Raw genomic sequence first — 16,801 nt, forward strand, 5'->3', positions numbered from 1 at the left:
CAACCATGAGATGGGAAGGCAACGAGCAGTCGGACAACGTCGAAGACCGCCGCGATGGCGGTGGAGGGGGCGGATTCATCGGCGGCCGCAGCATCGGCATTGGCACGATTGCGATTGCGTTGATTGGCGGATGGATCTTCGGGATCAATCCGCTCACCGTGCTGGGCCTGCTCACCGGTGGCGGCTCACCCCAGGTGCAGCAAGAATCCGGACCGGCCCCCAAGCCGCCGAGCAATGACCGCGAAGCGGCCTTCGTGTCCACCGTGCTGAGAAACACCGAAGTGGTGTGGACGGCGATATTCCAGCAGAACGGCAAGACCTACACGCCGCCGCGCCTCGTGCTGTTTCGCAACGCCACGCCCACCGCATGCGGCACGGGCCAGTCGGCGATGGGCCCGTTCTACTGCCCGGGCGACAAGAAGGTCTACATCGACCTCGCGTTCTACGACACGCTCAAGAACAAACTCGGCGCGCCGGGCGAATTTGCGCAGGCCTATGTCATCGCGCACGAGGTCGGCCATCACGTGCAGGACGAACTCGGCGTGACCGGCAAGGTCGATGCAATGCGCAATCGCCTGAGCGAAACCCAGAACAACGCCCTGAGCGTGCGCGTCGAGCTGCAGGCGGACTGCTTCGCTGGCGTGTGGGCGCGCAACTCGCAGGAGTCGAAGCAATGGCTCGACCCTGGCGACATCGAGGCAGCCATGAATGCCGCCCAGAAGATTGGCGACGATGCCCTGCAGCGCTCCGCCGGCCGGGCCGTGGTGCCCGACAGCTTCACCCACGGCACCAGTGCCCAGCGCCAGCGCTGGTTTGGCGCGGGCTTCCAGAGCGGGAAAATCCAGTCCTGCGATACCTTCGCCGCGCGCAGCCTTTAGGCGGTCGAGTCCACCGCGGCCTTGCCCTTGGGGCTTGGCATCGCGGCGTCCAGCATGTGTGCTGCGATGGCGCGCGCGGTGGCCGCGGCGCCGCTGCCGAACTCGAGTTGGCCGGAGACCGAGGCACCGTCGTAGAGCAGCACCAGCTGTCGCGCAAGATTTTCCGGGTCTGCAGCGCCGGCGTCCTTTGCAAGCCCGGTGAACAAGTCCTTCATCCAGCCCCGCGCCTCGTCGCAAGTGGACTTGATAGCGCTGCCCGACTTTGACTCGCTGGCCGCCCGGTTGAACGCACAACCGCGGAAGTTGGGCGCCGCCATCAGTTCTCCCATCGCATCAAAGACGCCCAAGAGCCTGTCGCGCGGTGTCTCGTATGCCGCCAGCTTGCTGGTGAGACGCAGTTTTCGCGCCTCTTGCCGCGACTGCAGGTAGGCGCGGATCAACTCCTCCTTGCTGCCGAAGCAGTCATAGAGCGATGCCTTGGCCACGCCGGCACGCTCGATCACCCGTTCGATGCCGACAGTGTTGATGCCACCTTCGTAGAACAACTCGTCGGCGGCGGCCAGCAAGCGCTCGCGGGCAGAGCGGCGTTCCGGTGGAGGGGATTTTTTCGTTTCCATGGGCTTGACATTACCAGACCGGTCTGTACACTGCAAGCAAATCAGACAGACCAGTCTGTTTGAAGTTTGAATCAATCCCTCCTTGTTCGAAGGTGACTTCATGAACCAAGTGACTTCCGTGGCCTCGTCGGGCCAAGCGTTCTGGAGTGGGCGTCGGCTCACGCCCAACGCGGCTTTCCTGCTCCAGGCCTCGATGACGCTGGGCTTTCTTGCTGGCTCCAGCGCGCCAACGCCGTTCTACCGGATTTACCAGCAGATGTGGGGTTTCTCATCGACGATGCTGACCGTAGCCTTCGGTATCTATGCCATCGCCGTGCTGCTGGCGCTGCTGTTCGGCGGGCGGTTGTCGGACCACGTCGGACGCCGTCCGGTGCTGATCGGCGCGGCACTGGCGCAGGCGATCAGCATGTTGATCTTTGCGACTGCGGGTGACCTGGCGGACTTGCTGCTTGCGCGTGTCATCCAGGGCGTCTCCGCGGGCGCGGCCATCGCTGCCGCCGGCGCCGGATTGCTCGACATCGACAAGGGCAAGGGCGCCCTGGCGAACTCGGTTGCGCCGATGCTGGGGACCGCGGTGGGCGGCTTGCTTGCGGGGCTGATGATCCGTTTCCTGCCGGCGCCGATGCATCTGGTCTACGCGGTCCTGGCCGTGGTGTTCGTGGTGCAGGGCGTGCTCATGTACTTCACGGAAGAAACTGCCGCCGTCAAAGGCGGTGCCCTGGCATCACTTCGGCCTCGCATGTCGGTTCCGCCCGCCATCCGCGGCGCCTTGCTGCGGGTGACGCCGGTGCTCATTTCGGCGTGGGCGCTGGCCGGCTTCTACGCTTCGCTCGGCCCGACGCTGGTCGTCAGCCTCGCCGGGACGTCTTCGGTGCTTCTCGGCAGCAGCGCCCTTTTCGTGTTGGCGGGCAGCGGCGCGGCGACTGTCATGGCGAGCAAGAACCTGCCTCCTCATACCCTGATGCGGCTGGGTGCCGCGGCGCTGGTGACCGGCATGTCGACGGCCACGTTCGCCGTCTCACTGCATTCGCCGTTGTTGTTCCTGCTGGGCACGGCCGTGGCGGGTGTGGGATTCGGGGCCGGTTTCCAGGGGGCGCTGCGAACAATCGTGACGCTGATCCAGCCGCAGGATCGCGCCGGTGTGCTTGCCGTCCTGTTCGTCATCTCGTATCTCGCGATGGGCCTGCCGGCGATGGTCGCGGGGTATGACGTCGCGCATCAGGGAGACATTGCGCGCACCGCGTACGAGTTCGGCTCGGGCGTGATCTTCCTCGCGCTGACGGCGCTCCTGGGAACGGTACGACGGTAGGCTGGAAGCGCTGACGGAGGGTTTTCTCTGGTTTTTTTGCTGATTTTTGCGGCAGTGCGACAATAGAGGGTTAATGACTAGTTCTTTTTCCAATCTTTCGCTGGCTGAACCGCTGGCACGCGCCGTCGCCGAAATGGGCTACGAAACCATGACGCCGATCCAGGAGCAGGCCATCCCGGTTGTGCTCGCGGGCCAGGACGTGATGGGCGCCGCCCAGACCGGCACCGGCAAGACGGCTGCTTTCGCGCTACCGCTGCTGCAGCGCATGCTCGCGCACGAGAACGCCTCGACGTCGCCGGCACGCCACCCCGTGCGTGCGCTGGTGCTGCTGCCCACGCGCGAACTGGCCGTTCAGGTCGCCCAGCAGGTCGAGTTGTACGCCAAGTACACGAACCTGCGCAGCGCCGTCGTATTCGGCGGCATGGACATGAAGCCGCAAACGCTGGAGTTGAAGAAAGGTGTCGAAGTCCTCGTTGCGACGCCCGGCCGTCTGCTCGACCACATCGAGGCCAAGAACGCGGTGCTCAACCAGGTCGAATACGTCGTGCTCGACGAGGCCGATCGCATGCTCGACATCGGCTTCCTGCCCGACCTGCAGCGCATCCTCAGCTACCTGCCCAAGCAACGCACCACGCTGTTGTTCTCGGCCACGTTCTCGCCTGAAATCAAGCGCCTGGCCAACAGTTACCTGCAGAACCCGGTCACCATCGAAGTCGCCCGGCCGAACGAAACCGCCTCCACCGTCGAACAGCATTTCTACAGCGTGAGCGACGAAGACAAGCGCCGCGCGCTCAAGCAGATCGTCAAGCAGCGCGGCATCACGCAGGCCTTTGTGTTCGTCAACAGCAAGCTGGGCTGCGCGCGCCTGGCGCGTTCGCTCGAACGGGAAGGCCTCAAGACGACGGCGCTGCATGGCGACAAGAGCCAGGACGAGCGGCTCAAGGCGCTCGATGCGTTCAAGAAGGGCGAGGTCGACCTGCTCGTATGCACCGACGTCGCGGCGCGCGGCCTCGACATCAAGGACGTGCCGGCGGTGTTCAACTTCGACATCCCGTTCAACGCCGAGGATTACGTCCATCGCATCGGCCGCACCGGCCGTGCCGGCGCGTCCGGCCTGGCCCTGAGCTTTGCCAGCGGCGGCAACGATGTGCGCCTCGTGGCCGACATCGAGAAACTGATCAAGAACAAGATCGAGCTGGAAGCCCTGGAGTTCGACGAAGACCGGCCGCGTGGGCGCATCAACGACGGCCGTCGCCACTGGCGCGAAGAGGGCGAGGCAGGCGATGCGCGTGATGTGCTCGACGCGCCGCGCGAGCGTAGTGGCGAATCGCGCGGCCTGCGCGGCGGTGGCCGCCCGCACCGCGCGCCTGCCGCACCGCGCGACCCGTTCTTCGACCAACCCTATGAGCCGGGCCAGCGCGAGGCGGCGGCGGCATGGGAAGCAGCCGGCAAGAGCGTGCCTACGGTGCGCGGGATCTCGGCCAACATCAAGAGCAAGCGCAAGGTCGCCGCGCTGTTCAAGACGCCTGAGCCGAGCAACTGAATCTCGGTCCGGAAACGATGACAAAAGCCCGGTTCAGCCGGGCTTTTGACTTTGGGCGCACTCCACCTTGATCTGCTCGCGCTCTGCCGCCGTGGCGCCGATGCGTGCCGCGCTCAGGCAGCCGCCCCAGACGCAGCCGGTGTCGGTCGACAGCAAACCGGGACGCGACAACCAGCCCAGCGTGGACCAGTGGCCAAAAGCAACTGTTGCCTTGGCGGTACGTCGGCCCGGCACGTCGAACCAGGGCATGAATCCGGGCGGCGCCGCGCTGGCGTCGTCCTTGACCTCGAACTCCATCACGCCGTCGGCATTGCAAAAGCGCAACCGCGTGAGTGCGTTGACGATCACGCGCAGGCGGGCGTCGCCGGTCAGGGAGTCTCGCCACTGTGTCGGCTCGTTGCCGTACATGGAATGCAGGAATTCACCGAATGCGGAGCCCTGCAGTACGGATTCGACTTCCGAGGCGAATGCCAGTACGTCACCGACGTTCCATTGCGGCAGCACGCCGGCATGGACCATCAACAGGTCGGAGCCGCCAACGTTTTCGTGCAGTGCCATGTGCTGGTGGCGCAGCCAATCGAGCAGCGCATCGCGGTCGGGCGCATCCAGCACGCCCGCCAGCGTGTCGCGCCGGCCTGCCTTGTGTGCGCCCATCGCGACCGCCAGCAGATGCAGGTCGTGATTGCCGAGCAGGCTGCGCGCCGACGCGCCATAGCCCTGCACCCGACGCAGGACGGTTGCCGACCCGGGACCGCGGTTGACCATGTCGCCAAGCAACACCAGCCGGTCGCGGCTCGGCGAGAAATCGATCTTGTCCAGCAGCCGCCCCAGCGCGTCGTCGCAGCCCTGCACATCGCCTATCAAGTAAAGTGCCATGCTTCCCATTCTCTCGCGCGTACATGGATGTCTTTCTGCTGGCCGTGCTGACGACGCTCAATGCGTTGTTCTCCATGTCCGAAATGGCCCTTTCGACCAGCCGCCGTGCAAGGCTAGCGGCCATGGCCGAAAGCGGCGATGCCGGTGCCGTGGCGGCGCTGCGCTTGATGGAAGACCCGACGCAGTTTCTCTCCACCGTGCAAATCGGCATCACGTCGATCAGCATGCTCAGCGGCATCGTGGGCGAGGCCGCCTTTGCGGCGCCGCTGGCCGAATGGTTCGAAATCCTGGGCATGGGCAAAGGTGCTGCCAGCGTGGTTTCGACCGGCCTGGTGGTGACCGTCATTACTTTTTTCACCATTCTGGTCGGAGAACTGGTGCCCAAGCGCATCGGGCAGTTGTACCCCGAGCCGGTGTCGCGCTGGGTTTCGCGGCCCATGCGCGCCGTGGCCACCGGCGCCAAGCCCTTCGTGCTGTTGCTGTCGAGCGCCACCGCCATGATCCTGCGTTTGCTGCGCATCGATGCCAACGCGGCGCGCGTTGTCACCGAGGAGGAAATCTCGGCCAGCCTGGAGGAGGGCGTCGACGCCGGTGTCATCGAGCACCACGAGCACCAGATGGTGCGCAACGTGTTTCACCTCGATGATCGGCGCTTGTCGTCGCTGATGATTCCGCGCGCCGACATCGAATGGCTGGAGGCCTCCGCCACCGTGGCGCAGGCGCTGGAGAAGGTAGCCGCGGCAGCCGGGTTGAACCTGGTGCATTCCTGGTACCCGGTATGCCGCGGTTCGTTGGACGACGTGGTCGGCGTGATCAGTGTGGCGCGGCTGCTGCAACTGGGGCCGCAGCACGAAGGGCCGATCGAGACCGCGGCGCAGCCAGCATCGTTCGTGCCTGAAACGCTGACAGGAATGGAACTGCTCGAGCAGTTTCGCGAGCGGGCTGGTCGCCTGGTCTTCGTGGTCGATGAATATGGCGAAGTGCAGGGCCTGATGACACCGCGCGACTTGCTGGAGGCCATCACCGGCGAATTGCAACCCGGCATGCAGACGGATGCTTGGGCGACGCGAAAGGCGGATGGCACCTGGGAACTCGATGGCTTGATGCCCGTGTCAGAATTGAGGGCTCGACTTGCCATCAAGGAATTGCCCGACGAGGAGCGAGGCCGCTACAACACGGTGGCCGGATTGCTGATGTCGGTGTCGGGCCAATTGCCCTCGGTGGGCGAGCGCATCGAATGCGCCGGATGGATATTCGAGGTTGCAGCGCTCGATGGCCGTCGAATCGACAAAGTGCTGGCGAGTCCCGACCCGGCGTACGCTCTTGATGACGGCTGAATACGGCCAACCCGAACGATTTATTCATGAGCCAGGAACCTCTCCGTATCATTGTTGGCCCTCGGTGGCAGATGTTCACGTACCAGCGTGATGGCTTTCAATTGATTGGAACCGTGCAACGCGGTATGCAGATCGGCGCGCTGGCGAGGATGCCCGACGGTGACTACGCGCAAGTCAACGGCGACATCGTCGAGACGCTGAACCGCAGCCGTGTCGAGTTCGCCCTGCGTGCCGCCACGGGCACCAAGCCGGGCGAGCCGATTGTCAATATCCCGCGAGCACCGTCGCCTGCCGTGACGGTGACTGTGAAGAAGAAGCGGCGGATCGTGATGCCGCCAACCGAGTAGCTGGGTCGCGACGCAGGCGTTGCTGCCGGCCGGCGGTCGCACCACGGGGTTGTTTCGGGTACTGCTGGCGGAATTGACATTCGATCCAATCTGCCGCTCTTGATAGTCGTTATGGAAGCGGGCCCATGCTGATTGAGCATTGCGTGGTTGACTGGCGTTCAGCCCCAAATGGTCGCCGACCATGAATGATCTAGCGCCGCCCCTCAGTCGTGGCGCTGGCGCCTACGCAGCGCCTACGCGGAACCAAAAGAAAAAACCTTGCTACCAATTTGATAGCAAGGTTTCCTTTACTGACTTGGTGCCGGAGAGATGAATCGAACACCCGACCTTCTCATTACGAATGAGCTGCTCTACCGACTGAGCTACACCGGCTAGCCTTCCATTATAGCGTGTCGTGATAGCGGGTCGCGCGTTCCACTTCATTTTTTGAGCCAAGGATCACGGCGACGCGCTCGTGCAGCTTGCCGGGTTCCAGGTCGAGGATGCGTTGGCGGCCGTTGGTGGCCAAGCCGCCGGCTTGCTCCACGAGCCAGCTCATCGGGTTGGCCTCGTACATCAGGCGCAGCTTGCCGGCCTTCTCGGGCTCGCGCTTGTCCCACGGGTACATGAAGATGCCGCCGCGCATGAGGATGCGATGTACGTCCGTCACCATGCTGGCAATCCAGCGCATGTTGAAGTCCTTGCCCCGCGGGCCGTCCTTGCCCTCGAGGCACTCGTCGATGTAGCGCGTGACTGGCGGCGCCCAGTGGCGCTTGTTGCTCATGTTGATCGCGAACTCCTTCGTGTCCGCCGGGATCGTGAGGTTTTCCTGCGTAAGGATGAACGAGCCCTGTTCGCGGTCGAGCGTGAACATCGCGACGCCATCGCCCACGGTCAGCACCAGCGTGGTCTGCGGGCCGTAGATGCAGTAGCCGGCCGCGACCTGCTTGTTGCCGGCCTGCAGGAAATCGGACTCCTGCACGCCGGCCTGTCCTTCGGGCTTCTTCAGCACGCTGAAGATGGTACCGATGCTCACGTTCACGTCGATGTTGCTGGAACCGTCGAGCGGGTCGAACAGCAGCAGATATTCGCCTTGCGGATAGCGGTTGGGCACGAGATGGATGGTGTCCATTTCCTCGCTGGCCATTGCGGCGAGGTGGCCTCCCCATTCGTTGGCCTCGATCAGCACTTCGTTGGCGATGATGTCGAGCTTCTTCTGGATTTCGCCCTGCACGTTCTCGCTTTCGGCCGAACCGAGCACGCCACCGAGCGCGCCCTTGTTGACGGCCTGGCTGATGCTCTTGCATGCACGCGCCACCACTTCGAGCAGCAGGCGCAGTTGCGCGGGGATCTTGTCGTCGATGCGTTGCTGCTCGACGAGGTAACGGGTCAGTGAAATGTTCTGTGCCATGTTCAATCGGTTGGTGGTCGTCATCTCATCCGGCCAAAGCACGGGTCACGACTTCCTGCGTGTCCTTGCTGAGGTCGGGTCGTGCGGCGATGCGCGCGATGGCTTCGCGGGCGGCGCTGCGGTAGGGTTCTGCGAGCTTGCTCCAGCGGTCGAGCGCGCGAGCGAGTCGCGCGGCGACTTGCGGATTGATCGCGTCGAGTTCGATCACGCGGTCGCTCCACCAGACATATCCGGCCGCGTCAGCGCGGTGGAAGGCGCCGGGGTTGGCGCTGCAGTAACTGAAGATCACGCTGCGCGCGCGATTCGGATTCTTGAGAGAGAAGTCCGGGTGTTTCATCAACTGCTTGACCAGCGCAAGCACGTTGCCGCCGCGGTCGGGCGAGCCGGCCTGCAACGAGAACCACTTGTCGATGACCAGCGCCTCGTTCTTGAAGATCGCATGGAAGCGTGCGAGTGCCTGTTGCGCCAGCGCATGGCCGGACGACACCAGCGCGTTCAGCGCATTGAAGCGGTCGGTCATGTTGCCCGCGTCCTTGAAGCGCTGCAGCGTCTTGCCAGGCCACACGCTGTCGCCCGATGCGCGCGCCGCAAGGCACAGGTTGACCAGCGCAAGGCCGGCCAGCGCGCGGCGGCCGGCGGAGAGCGGATCGGGGTTGTACGCGCCGGTGTCCTGGTTCTGCTCGTAAGCCCATTCCCAGTCGCTGAACAGGGCGGTGGCGAGTTGCGCACGCATCGCTTCGCGCACGGCATGGACGCGCTGCGGGTCGACTACCTCGAGTTGCTCGGCGATGTAGGTCTCCGACGGCAGCGTGAGCACCAGTTCCTTGAAGGCCGAGTCGAGCGTTGGGTTGCGCAGCACGCCACGCATGGCGTCGACGAACGCGTCATTCAGCGTCGTGGTGCCCACCACGTCGGCGCCGCTGGTGATCAGGCTGATGGCGCTGCGCAGGGCCAGGCGTTGGCCGGCTTCCCAGCGGTTGAACGGGTCGGGGTCGTTGGCCAGCAAGGTCAGCAACTGTGCGTCGGTGTACTCGAAGTCGAGCCTCACCGGTGCGCTGAAGCCTCGCAGGATCGACGGAACCGGTTCGCTGTCGATGCCGTTGAACGTCACGCTTTCGTGTTGTTGGGTAAGCACCAGTGTGTGCGACCTGACGGCGTCCGCATCTTCGTCGCCCGCGAGGTGCAGCGTCAGTTCCTGGCCATCTTGCGCCAGCAAGCCGAGCGTGACCGGAATCACGAAGGGCTCCTTGATCGATTGGCCCGGCGTGGGCGCGCAACTCTGCGTGAAGTTGAGCGTGTAGGTGCGCGCGACGGCGTCGTAGTGGCCTTGTGTAGCGACGCGCGGCGTGCCGGCTTGCGAGTACCAACGCTTGAACTGGGGCAGCAACGCGGCCAGTTCGGACTCGGGGTTCGCATCGGCGATCGCCTGGGCGAAGTCGTCGCAGGTCACGGCGTGGCCGTCGTGGCGCTCGAAGTACAGCGTGATGCCGCGCGCGAAACCCTTGCGTCCGACCAGCGTCTGCATCATGCGCACGACCTCTGCGCCTTTCTCGTAGATGGTGACGGTGTAGAAGTTGCTGATCTCGATGTAGCTGTCGGGCCGCACGGGGTGGGCCATCGGGCCGGCGTCTTCGGGGAATTGGGAGGTGCGCAGCACGCGCACGTCCTCGATGCGCTTGACGGCGCGGGCCGAGGCGTCGGCGCACAGATCCTGACTGAATTCCTGGTCGCGGAAGACAGTGAGGCCTTCCTTCAGCGAAAGCTGGAACCAGTCGCGACAGGTGACGCGGTCGCCGCTCCAGTTGTGGAAGTACTCGTGGCCGACCACGCTTTCGATGTTGCTGTAGTCGGCGTCGGTGGCGGTGGCCTGGTTGGCCAGAACGTACTTCGTGTTGAAGATGTTCAGGCCCTTGTTTTCCATCGCGCCCATGTTGAAGTCGCTGGTCGCGACGATCATGAAGCGGTCGAGGTCCAGCGGCAGGCCGAAGCGGGCCTCGTCCCAGGCGATCGAGTGGATCAGCGAGTTCATCGCGTGTTCGGTCTTGTCGAGGTCGCCGCTGCGCACGTACACCTGAAGCAGGTGTTCCTTGCCATTGCGCGCCTTGATGCGCTGCTCGCGCGCGACGAGCTTGCCGGCCACGAGGGCGAAAAGGTAGCTGGGCTTCTTGAACGGGTCCACCCACTTCGCGTAGTGGCGGCCTTCGGGCAGATCGCCTTGTTCGACCAGGTTGCCGTTCGAGAGCAGCACCGGATAGGCCGACCTGTTGGCGCGCAGCATGACCTGGTAGCTCGCCATGACGTCCGGACGGTCGAGGAAGTAGGTGATGCGGCGGAACCCTTCGGCCTCGCACTGCGTGAAGAAGGTGTCCTCGCTCACGAACAGGCCCATGAGCTTGGTGTTCTTGGCCGGGCAGCAGGTCGTGAAGATTTCGAGTTCGAAGGCGTCTGGCAGCGCGTCGATGACCAGCTGATCGCCCTCCATGCGGAACGAGGCACCCTGGCCGTTGACCAGCACGCGGGCGAGGTTGAGTTCATCGCCGTCGAGGCGCAGGGGCTGCACCGGAACATCGGTGTTGCGGCGCATCCGCATGCGGTTCAGAACGCGCGTCTTGGCCGGGTCCAGGTCGAAGGTGAGGTCAACAGTGTCGATCCACCACGCCGGTGCGGCGTAGTCCTCGCGACGTACCGCCACGGGTTGTGCATCACGCAGTTGCAGCATCGAGTGTCTCCAGGAAATTTGATTGGGCGAGTTCTTCGTAGTCGCGTACGGCGGCGATCACATGCGGGCCGGCCAGCTCCTCGGCGGTGTGGGTGCTGCAGACGGCCACGGCGCGCATGCCTCCGCGGCGCGCGGCTTCGATGCCGAACGGCGCGTCCTCGAACACGATGCAATTGGCAGGCTCGGCGCCGATGCGGCGCGCGGCTTCGAGGAAGATGGCGGGTGCGGGCTTGCCCGGCAGGCCTTCGTCCCCGCCGACGATGGCGAGCGGCAGCGGGTCCATCTTGAGGCGCGACATGGCGAACTCGATGTTGTGCCGGTCGCCGGCGGTGCCGACGGCGATCTTCAGGCCGCGCCTGACGGCGGCCTTGGCGAAAGCGGTGAAGCCGGCGACCTCGGTGAAGTTGGCGTGGAACAGGTCGCGGTAGATGCTTTCCTTCTCGTGCACCAGCGCGTCGCATTCGGCGTCGCTCAGCACGCGGTCGTCGAACAGGACGCGCATGCATTCGTGGCCGGTGCGGCCGGTGGTGCGCGCAAGCAAGTCGGTCACGTCGATGTCGAGCTTGTGATTGCGCGCGAACACCATCCACGACTTCGCATGCCAGGGCATGGAGTCGATCATGGTGCCGTCCATGTCGAAGATCAGCGCTTCGACCTTCATCAGACGCCTTGCTTCAAGGAAGCTTCGATGAAGGCGTCCAGGTCACCGTCCAGCACCTTCTGCGTGGCCGAGATTTCGACGTTGGTGCGCAGATCCTTGATGCGGCTGTTGTCCAGCACGTAGCTGCGGATCTGGTGGCCCCAGCCCACGTCGGTCTTGCTGTCCTCGAGCTTCTGCTGCTCTTCCTGGCGCTTGCGCATCTCGTGGTCGTACAGGCGCGAACGCAGGCGCTTCCAGGCGACGTCGCGATTGCTGTGCTGGCTGCGGCCGTCCTGGCACTGAACGACGATGCCGGTCGGGATGTGCGTGAGCCGCACCGCCGAGTCGGTCTTGTTGATGTGCTGGCCACCGGCGCCGCTGGCGCGGAAGGTGTCGGTGCGCACGTCGGCCGGGTTGATCTCTATCTCGATCGAGTCGTCGATTTCCGGGTAGACGAAGATGCTGGCGAAGCTGGTGTGGCGGCCGCCCGAGGAGTCGAACGGCGACTTGCGCACGAGGCGGTGCACGCCGGTCTCGGTGCGCAGCAGGCCGAAGGCGTAGTCGCCCTCGATCTTGATGGTCGCGCCCTTGATGCCGGCGGTGTCGCCGGGCGACTCGTCCTCGATGGTGGTCTTGAAGCCCTTGCGCTCGGCGTACTTCAGGTACTGGCGCAGCAGCATGCTGGCCCAGTCGCAGGCCTCGGTGCCGCCGGCGCCGGCCTGGATGTCGAGGAAGGCGTTGAGCGGGTCGGCCGGGTTGTTGAACATCCGGCGGAATTCGAGTTGCTTGATCAATTCCTCGAGCTTGGCGGCATCGTCGGAGATGGCCTGCAGGCCGTCGAGGTCGCCGTCGGCCTTCGACATTTCATACAGCTCGGTGTTGTCGGCCAGCTCGCTCGTGAGCTTGCTGATTGTCTCGACCACGTCATCGAGCGACTTCTTCTCGCGGCCCAGTTCCTGGGCCTTCTTCGGGTCGTTCCAGACCGCGGGGTCTTCGAGCGATGCGTTGACCGTCCTCAGGCGTTCGGCTTTGGCATCGTAGTCAAAGATACCTCCGGAGATCGACTGTCCGGGCGCTCAGGTCCGCAAGGGTTGCGCCGATTTGGTTGATTTGCTCTGCGTCCATGATGTGTGTCCTGCTGGTGTGTTTGGTGGCCCGGCGTGATCGGGGAATCCCCTATTTTCTCACGCGGACGAAACACCGCTCGGGCCCGGTGCCCGAGCGCGGTAGCCGGCTCAGAATCGACGGTTGTAAATGAACGTGAGGCCGGCGGTGCCGAGGGCGGCCATCTCGGCGGAATCGTTCGGCGTGAACCGCCACCCGATCGACGGAATGATGGCCGGCGACCACCCGTTGTGATTCAACGGAACCTTGTGCTCGTACTCGCCCTTGTAGCCATACAGGATGCCGCCGGTGAGCCTGACAAACAGCTTGGGCTGGTTGAACATGCCTTCCCAGATGTGGCCGTAGAAGGCGTAGGCCGATGGCTGCCCGAAGGAGTTGGTGAATGCGGCGAAGCCCCAGAGGGAGCCATCCGTCTGCAGACGCGAGAGGGCAACCAGATAGACATTCTTGTGTGTCGGATCGTTGCTCCAGTGAAGGGTGAAGGGCGACAGGGCCAGTTCCCACTTCGCGCCATCCTTCAGGGTTGGAAAGGCGGTGGCGGCGGGCGCATCGGCAGGGGGTGCAACAGCAGCATCCTGGGCCCACGCGACTGGCGCGGCGAGGCAGGCGACCACGAGCGCGATGGGCGTGAGTCTTTTCGATTTGTTGTGCATTGACGTTCGCAGTACTGATTTTCGAAAGCGGAGATTGTCGGCTAATCGATGGGGAGTATTTATTGCGTGATTCGGCCGGCGAGAAACTCGGTGATCAGCCCGGCGACGCGCGCGGGCTGATCGTGATGAAGCATGTGCCCGGCATCTTCCACCATCGCGACGCGCGAGTCGGGAACGGACTTCAGGCGCTCGTGGTAGTCGTTGAGCGTGTAGCGGTCTTTCCACCAGCCGCCGAGGCTGTTGCCGTCGGCGATCACCGCGAGCACGGGTGCGGTGATGCGGCGGTACATCGCAAGCACTTCATCGAGCCGGTAGTTCTGCGCGCTGGTGATCTTGTGGCCCGGTTCGCCGCGGATCCGCCACTGGGCGCGTCCGTCCTGCATGGTGGTTTCTCGTGCCCATTGGCTGGCCAGCCAATGGGCCTTGTCGGGCGTCAGGCGCGGGTTGGTCTTCATGAGGCGGCGCGCGACGCCTGCGAGGGTTGTGTAGGGATGGAGGTCCAGTTCGCCGCGGTGCATGCGCTTGATCTCGTCCATCCACTTGCCGTAGCGCGCGGGCGCGTCGTCGGCTTGCGCGGCGGGCATGCCGAAGCCTTCGAGATTGACGACGCGGCGGATGCGCTGCGGACGCACGCCGCTGTATTGCATGAGCACGTTGCCGCCCATGCTGTGGCCGACGATGTCGACGCTGGCGTCGCCCGCGTAGTGGTCGAGCAGCCAATCGAGGTCGGCCATGTAGTCGGCGATCCAGTAATTGTCGACACCGCCGCTGTCGGTCTGGCCGAAGCCGCGCCAATCGGGCGCAATCACATGGCGCTCCTCGCTGAACGCATCGACCACGAACTGCCATGACGCCGCCACGTCCATCCAGCCATGCAGCAGCACGAGAGGCGGGCGCCCCGCAGTCGGCTTGCCCCAGTTCAACACGTGATATTGGAGTCCGCGCACCGGGACGAATTCGCTGCGGGCAAGTCGGAGAGGCTGGTACATGCGATCAATGATAAGCAGCGCTCCACGGGGTGCCGGAGCTGCGCGCGACGCCGGGATTCGGCGTCGGCCCGCGCCAGGACCGGTTTCCGGCGTCCTTGATACGTGATTCCGACAGCGGCGGTAGCATCCCGCGCATGCAAGAAATCGAACTCCGAAAAGTCCCGCTGGGCCAGAGCGGCCTCCACGTCACGCCGATCTGCCTGGGCACGATGACCTTCGGCGAGCAGGTCGATGAAGCGACCTCCCACCGGATCCTCAGTCGATCGCTGGAGCGCGGCGTCGATTTCCTCGACACGGCCGAGATGTATTCCGTGCCGGCACGCAAGGAGACCTTCGGCGCCACCGAAACCATCATCGGCAACTGGTTCGCGGCGAACCCTGGCGCGCGGCAGAAAGTCACGCTGGCCAGCAAGGTCGCCGGCCCTTCGCGCGGCATGCCTTGGGTGCGCGAGGGCAAGGGCATGGCGCCGGCCGACATCGTGGCCTCGTGCCACGCGAGCCTGAAGCGCCTGAAGACCGACGTCATCGACCTGTACCAGATCCACTGGCCGGAGCGGCATGTGCCGCTGTTCGGCAACATCTACTACGATCCGGCGAAGGAGACGTCGACCACGCCCATCCATGCGCAACTCGAAGCGCTGGCGGGCCTCGTCCAGGCCGGCAAGGTGCGCCACATCGGCCTGTCGAATGAAACGCCCTGGGGGGTGCACGAGTTCGTGCGCCTCGCCGAACAGCACAACCTGCCGCGGGTGGCATCGGTGCAGAACGCGTTCAACCTGGTCAACCGTGCGCACGAGAACGGCATGGACGAGGCGATGCATCGGCTCGATGTCTCGCTGCTCGTGTATTCGCCGCTCGCCTTCGGGCTGCTTACAGGCAAGTACGACCAGGGCGGCACCGAGGGCCCCGACGCGCCGAAGGGCGCGCGCATCTCCAGCTACGAGTCGGTGCGCAAGCAACGCTGGGGTCGCCCTGACGCCCTGCGGGCGGCACGCCGCTACAACCAGCTTGCACGTGACAACGGCCTGACGCCGACGCAAATGGCGCTCGCATACTGCTATACGAAGTGGCATGTCACGAGCACCATCCTCGGCGTAACGACGGTGGCGCAACTCGACGAGGACATCGATGCCTTCGGCACCACGCTGTCGGCGGACGTGCTGGCGGGGATCGACAAGATTCGATGGGAGATTCGCGATCCCGCGATGTGACCGGCCGATGGCGAAGAAAGCGCACGTCAGCGAAACCCCCGCCACGCAACTGCTGCGCGCGAACAAAGTCGCCTTCACCGAGCACCCCTACGAGTACCTCGAACATGGCGGCGCGCAGCACAGCGCGGCCGTGCTCGGTCTCGACCCGTTCACCGTCGTCAAGACGCTGGTCATGCAGGACCAGGATGCGAAGCCCTTGCTGGTGCTGATGCACGGCAACCGCACCGTGTCGACCAAGAACCTGGCGCGGCAGATCGGCGCGAAGTCGGTCGAGCCCTGCAAGCCCGAAGTCGCGAACCGGCACAGCGGCTACCTGGTCGGCGGCACGTCGCCGTTCGGTACGAAGCGCGACATGCCGGTGTACATCGAGTCGACCATCCTGTCCTTGCCGAGGATCGCCATCAACGGCGGTCGGCGCGGCTATCTCGTCGGCATCGATCCGCAGGTTTGCGTCACCTTGCTCGGCGCGAAGCCGGTGCAGTGCGCGCTGGCAGAATGAGCGACCTTTTTCCCGGTCGGAGCCCACGTTGAATTTTCATTGGCCGTCTGTCGTTGCCATCGTTGCCTCTTACCTGGTCGGCTCCCTGTCGTTCGCGGTGATCGTGAGCAAGGCCATGGGCATGGCCGATCCGCGCAGCTATGGCAGCGGAAACCCCGGCGCCACCAACGTGCTGCGTTCGGGCAACAAGGTTGCGGCGCTGGCCACGCTGCTGCTCGACGCCATCAAGGGCTGGCTGCCGGTGTTCCTGATCCTGCGTTTCGGCGGTGCCTGGGGCATGGACATGGGCATTGCGGCCTTGGCCGGCCTGGCCGCCTTTCTCGGCCACCTGTACCCTGTGTTCTTCGGTTTCCAGGGCGGCAAGGGCGTGGCGACGGCAGCGGGCGTGCTGTTCGGGCTGAACTGGCTGCTGGGGCTTGCGACCGGTGGAACGTGGCTCATCGTGGCGCTGTTCTTGCGCTACTCGTCGCTGGCCTCGCTGGCGGCGGCGCTGTTTGCGCCGGCCTACTACCTCCTCGGCGGGGGCATTGCATGGAAGCTCGACGCCACGGCATTCGTCGCGATGGTTGGCATGAGCATGCTCCTTGCGTGGCGCCATCGTGAAAACATCAAGCGGCTTGTCGCCGGCACGGAGTCGAAACTCGGCTCCAAAAAGAAGAAGGAATGAC

At 64.6% G+C, this 16,801-nt stretch carries 16 protein-coding genes and 1 tRNA gene; 8 read left to right on the top strand and 9 right to left on the bottom strand.

Features of this window, described 5'->3' with window-relative positions:
• The first annotated feature begins 5 nt into the window (after nucleotides 1-5).
• The gene (gene ypfJ / locus WKW80_RS29845) at nucleotides 6-878 is read left to right on the top strand and encodes a KPN_02809 family neutral zinc metallopeptidase (protein WP_340367217.1); all 873 of its coding nucleotides are present in this window, start codon (nucleotides 6-8) and stop codon (nucleotides 876-878) included.
• Here the strand turns inward: ypfJ and WKW80_RS29850 are convergent.
• Nucleotides 875-1,597, bottom strand: coding sequence for a TetR/AcrR family transcriptional regulator (locus tag WKW80_RS29850; protein WP_340367218.1), 723 nt, complete (start codon nucleotides 1,595-1,597; stop codon nucleotides 875-877). The two genes, ypfJ and WKW80_RS29850, sit on opposite strands and share 4 nt — an antisense overlap.
• Here WKW80_RS29850 and WKW80_RS29855 point away from each other — a divergent pair.
• Together WKW80_RS29855 and WKW80_RS29860 are read left to right on the top strand one after the other, a co-directional pair.
• Nucleotides 1,596-2,804, top strand: a complete 1,209-nt coding sequence (locus tag WKW80_RS29855; protein ID WP_340367219.1) for an MFS transporter — start codon at nucleotides 1,596-1,598, stop codon at nucleotides 2,802-2,804. The two genes, WKW80_RS29850 and WKW80_RS29855, sit on opposite strands and share 2 nt — an antisense overlap.
• Before the next feature lie 73 nt (nucleotides 2,805-2,877).
• Entirely contained in the window at nucleotides 2,878-4,347 is a 1,470-nt protein-coding gene (locus WKW80_RS29860) for a DEAD/DEAH box helicase (RefSeq protein WP_340367220.1), read from the top strand.
• Between the two features lie 33 nt (nucleotides 4,348-4,380).
• On the opposite strand, the gene WKW80_RS29865 is transcribed toward WKW80_RS29860, so the two are convergent.
• Nucleotides 4,381-5,223, bottom strand: coding sequence for a symmetrical bis(5'-nucleosyl)-tetraphosphatase (locus tag WKW80_RS29865; protein WP_340367221.1), 843 nt, complete (start codon nucleotides 5,221-5,223; stop codon nucleotides 4,381-4,383).
• A gap of 23 nt (nucleotides 5,224-5,246) precedes the next feature.
• Between WKW80_RS29865 and WKW80_RS29870 the strand changes: the two genes are divergently transcribed.
• Both WKW80_RS29870 and WKW80_RS29875 read left to right on the top strand, forming a co-directional pair.
• A complete protein-coding gene (locus WKW80_RS29870; protein WP_340367222.1) occupies nucleotides 5,247-6,560 on the top strand; it encodes a hemolysin family protein in 1,314 nt (437 codons plus the stop codon).
• Between the two features lie 26 nt (nucleotides 6,561-6,586).
• Entirely contained in the window at nucleotides 6,587-6,907 is a 321-nt protein-coding gene (locus WKW80_RS29875; protein WP_340367223.1) for a hypothetical protein, read from the top strand.
• Nucleotides 6,908-7,203: 296 nt separating this feature from the next.
• Here the strand turns inward: WKW80_RS29875 and WKW80_RS29880 are convergent.
• From WKW80_RS29880 to WKW80_RS29910, 7 genes are all read right to left on the bottom strand, one after another.
• A tRNA-Thr gene (locus tag WKW80_RS29880) sits at nucleotides 7,204-7,279 on the bottom strand.
• Between the two features lie 10 nt (nucleotides 7,280-7,289).
• Complete coding sequence (locus WKW80_RS29885) at nucleotides 7,290-8,297, bottom strand: class 1 fructose-bisphosphatase (RefSeq protein ID WP_340367224.1); 1,008 nt, start codon at nucleotides 8,295-8,297, stop codon at nucleotides 7,290-7,292.
• A 25-nt stretch (nucleotides 8,298-8,322) separates the two neighbouring features.
• Complete coding sequence (gene pepN / locus WKW80_RS29890) at nucleotides 8,323-11,016, bottom strand: aminopeptidase N (RefSeq protein WP_340367225.1); 2,694 nt, start codon at nucleotides 11,014-11,016, stop codon at nucleotides 8,323-8,325.
• Nucleotides 11,000-11,677: an HAD family hydrolase gene (locus tag WKW80_RS29895; RefSeq protein ID WP_340367226.1), complete on the bottom strand. Its 678-nt coding sequence runs from the start codon at nucleotides 11,675-11,677 to the stop codon at nucleotides 11,000-11,002. Before WKW80_RS29895 ends, pepN begins: the two co-directional genes overlap by 17 nt.
• A protein-coding gene (gene prfB / locus WKW80_RS29900) for a peptide chain release factor 2 (RefSeq protein ID WP_340367227.1) occupies nucleotides 11,677-12,781 on the bottom strand; the annotation gives its coding sequence in 2 pieces (ribosomal slippage) (nucleotides 11,677-12,699 and nucleotides 12,701-12,781; 1,104 coding nt in all). Before prfB ends, WKW80_RS29895 begins: the two co-directional genes overlap by 1 nt.
• Nucleotides 12,782-12,891: 110 nt before the next feature.
• The gene (locus WKW80_RS29905) at nucleotides 12,892-13,434 is read right to left on the bottom strand and encodes a hypothetical protein (protein WP_340367228.1); all 543 of its coding nucleotides are present in this window, start codon (nucleotides 13,432-13,434) and stop codon (nucleotides 12,892-12,894) included.
• A 59-nt stretch (nucleotides 13,435-13,493) separates the two neighbouring features.
• Nucleotides 13,494-14,423 carry an alpha/beta fold hydrolase gene (locus tag WKW80_RS29910; protein ID WP_340367229.1) on the bottom strand — a complete coding sequence of 310 codons (930 nt, stop codon included), beginning with the start codon at nucleotides 14,421-14,423 and terminating at the stop codon, nucleotides 13,494-13,496.
• 134 nt (nucleotides 14,424-14,557) lie between these two features.
• Here WKW80_RS29910 and WKW80_RS29915 point away from each other — a divergent pair, with 134 nt between their 5' ends.
• The 3 genes from WKW80_RS29915 to plsY are packed head-to-tail and all read left to right on the top strand — an operon-like array spanning nucleotide 14,558 to nucleotide 16,800.
• The gene (locus tag WKW80_RS29915) at nucleotides 14,558-15,634 is read left to right on the top strand and encodes an aldo/keto reductase (RefSeq protein ID WP_340367230.1); all 1,077 of its coding nucleotides are present in this window, start codon (nucleotides 14,558-14,560) and stop codon (nucleotides 15,632-15,634) included.
• A gap of 7 nt (nucleotides 15,635-15,641) precedes the next feature.
• Nucleotides 15,642-16,133 carry an aminoacyl-tRNA deacylase gene (locus WKW80_RS29920; protein ID WP_340367231.1) on the top strand — a complete coding sequence of 164 codons (492 nt, stop codon included), beginning with the start codon at nucleotides 15,642-15,644 and terminating at the stop codon, nucleotides 16,131-16,133.
• 28 nt (nucleotides 16,134-16,161) lie between these two features.
• A complete protein-coding gene (gene plsY, locus WKW80_RS29925) occupies nucleotides 16,162-16,800 on the top strand; it encodes a glycerol-3-phosphate 1-O-acyltransferase PlsY (protein WP_340367232.1) in 639 nt (212 codons plus the stop codon).
• The last annotated feature ends 1 nt before the right edge of the window (nucleotide 16,801 follow it).

The organism is Variovorax humicola, assembly GCF_037889915.1.
GTDB lineage: Bacteria > Pseudomonadota > Gammaproteobacteria > Burkholderiales > Burkholderiaceae_C > Variovorax > Variovorax humicola.

What these genes read in the sequence shown, in the direction of transcription:
- WKW80_RS29865 (WP_340367221.1), bottom strand. Translation starts at nt 5,223, where the DNA reads ATGGCACTTTACTTGATAGGCGATGTGCAGGGCTGCGACGACGCGCTG.
- WKW80_RS29850 (WP_340367218.1), bottom strand. Translation starts at nt 1,597, where the DNA reads ATGAAGTCACCTTCGAACAAGGAGGGATTGATTCAAACTTCAAACAGA.
- WKW80_RS29905 (WP_340367228.1), bottom strand. Translation starts at nt 13,434, where the DNA reads ATGCACAACAAATCGAAAAGACTCACGCCCATCGCGCTCGTGGTCGCC.
- WKW80_RS29915 (WP_340367230.1), top strand. Translation starts at nt 14,558, where the DNA reads ATGCAAGAAATCGAACTCCGAAAAGTCCCGCTGGGCCAGAGCGGCCTC.
- WKW80_RS29855 (WP_340367219.1), top strand. Translation starts at nt 1,596, where the DNA reads ATGAACCAAGTGACTTCCGTGGCCTCGTCGGGCCAAGCGTTCTGGAGT.
- WKW80_RS29875 (WP_340367223.1), top strand. Translation starts at nt 6,587, where the DNA reads ATGAGCCAGGAACCTCTCCGTATCATTGTTGGCCCTCGGTGGCAGATG.
- WKW80_RS29860 (WP_340367220.1), top strand. Translation starts at nt 2,878, where the DNA reads ATGACTAGTTCTTTTTCCAATCTTTCGCTGGCTGAACCGCTGGCACGC.
- WKW80_RS29910 (WP_340367229.1), bottom strand. Translation starts at nt 14,423, where the DNA reads ATGTACCAGCCTCTCCGACTTGCCCGCAGCGAATTCGTCCCGGTGCGC.
- pepN (WP_340367225.1), bottom strand. Translation starts at nt 11,016, where the DNA reads ATGCTGCAACTGCGTGATGCACAACCCGTGGCGGTACGTCGCGAGGAC.
- WKW80_RS29885 (WP_340367224.1), bottom strand. Translation starts at nt 8,297, where the DNA reads ATGGCACAGAACATTTCACTGACCCGTTACCTCGTCGAGCAGCAACGC.
- WKW80_RS29920 (WP_340367231.1), top strand. Translation starts at nt 15,642, where the DNA reads ATGGCGAAGAAAGCGCACGTCAGCGAAACCCCCGCCACGCAACTGCTG.
- WKW80_RS29895 (WP_340367226.1), bottom strand. Translation starts at nt 11,677, where the DNA reads ATGAAGGTCGAAGCGCTGATCTTCGACATGGACGGCACCATGATCGAC.
- WKW80_RS29870 (WP_340367222.1), top strand. Translation starts at nt 5,247, where the DNA reads ATGGATGTCTTTCTGCTGGCCGTGCTGACGACGCTCAATGCGTTGTTC.
- ypfJ (WP_340367217.1), top strand. Translation starts at nt 6, where the DNA reads ATGAGATGGGAAGGCAACGAGCAGTCGGACAACGTCGAAGACCGCCGC.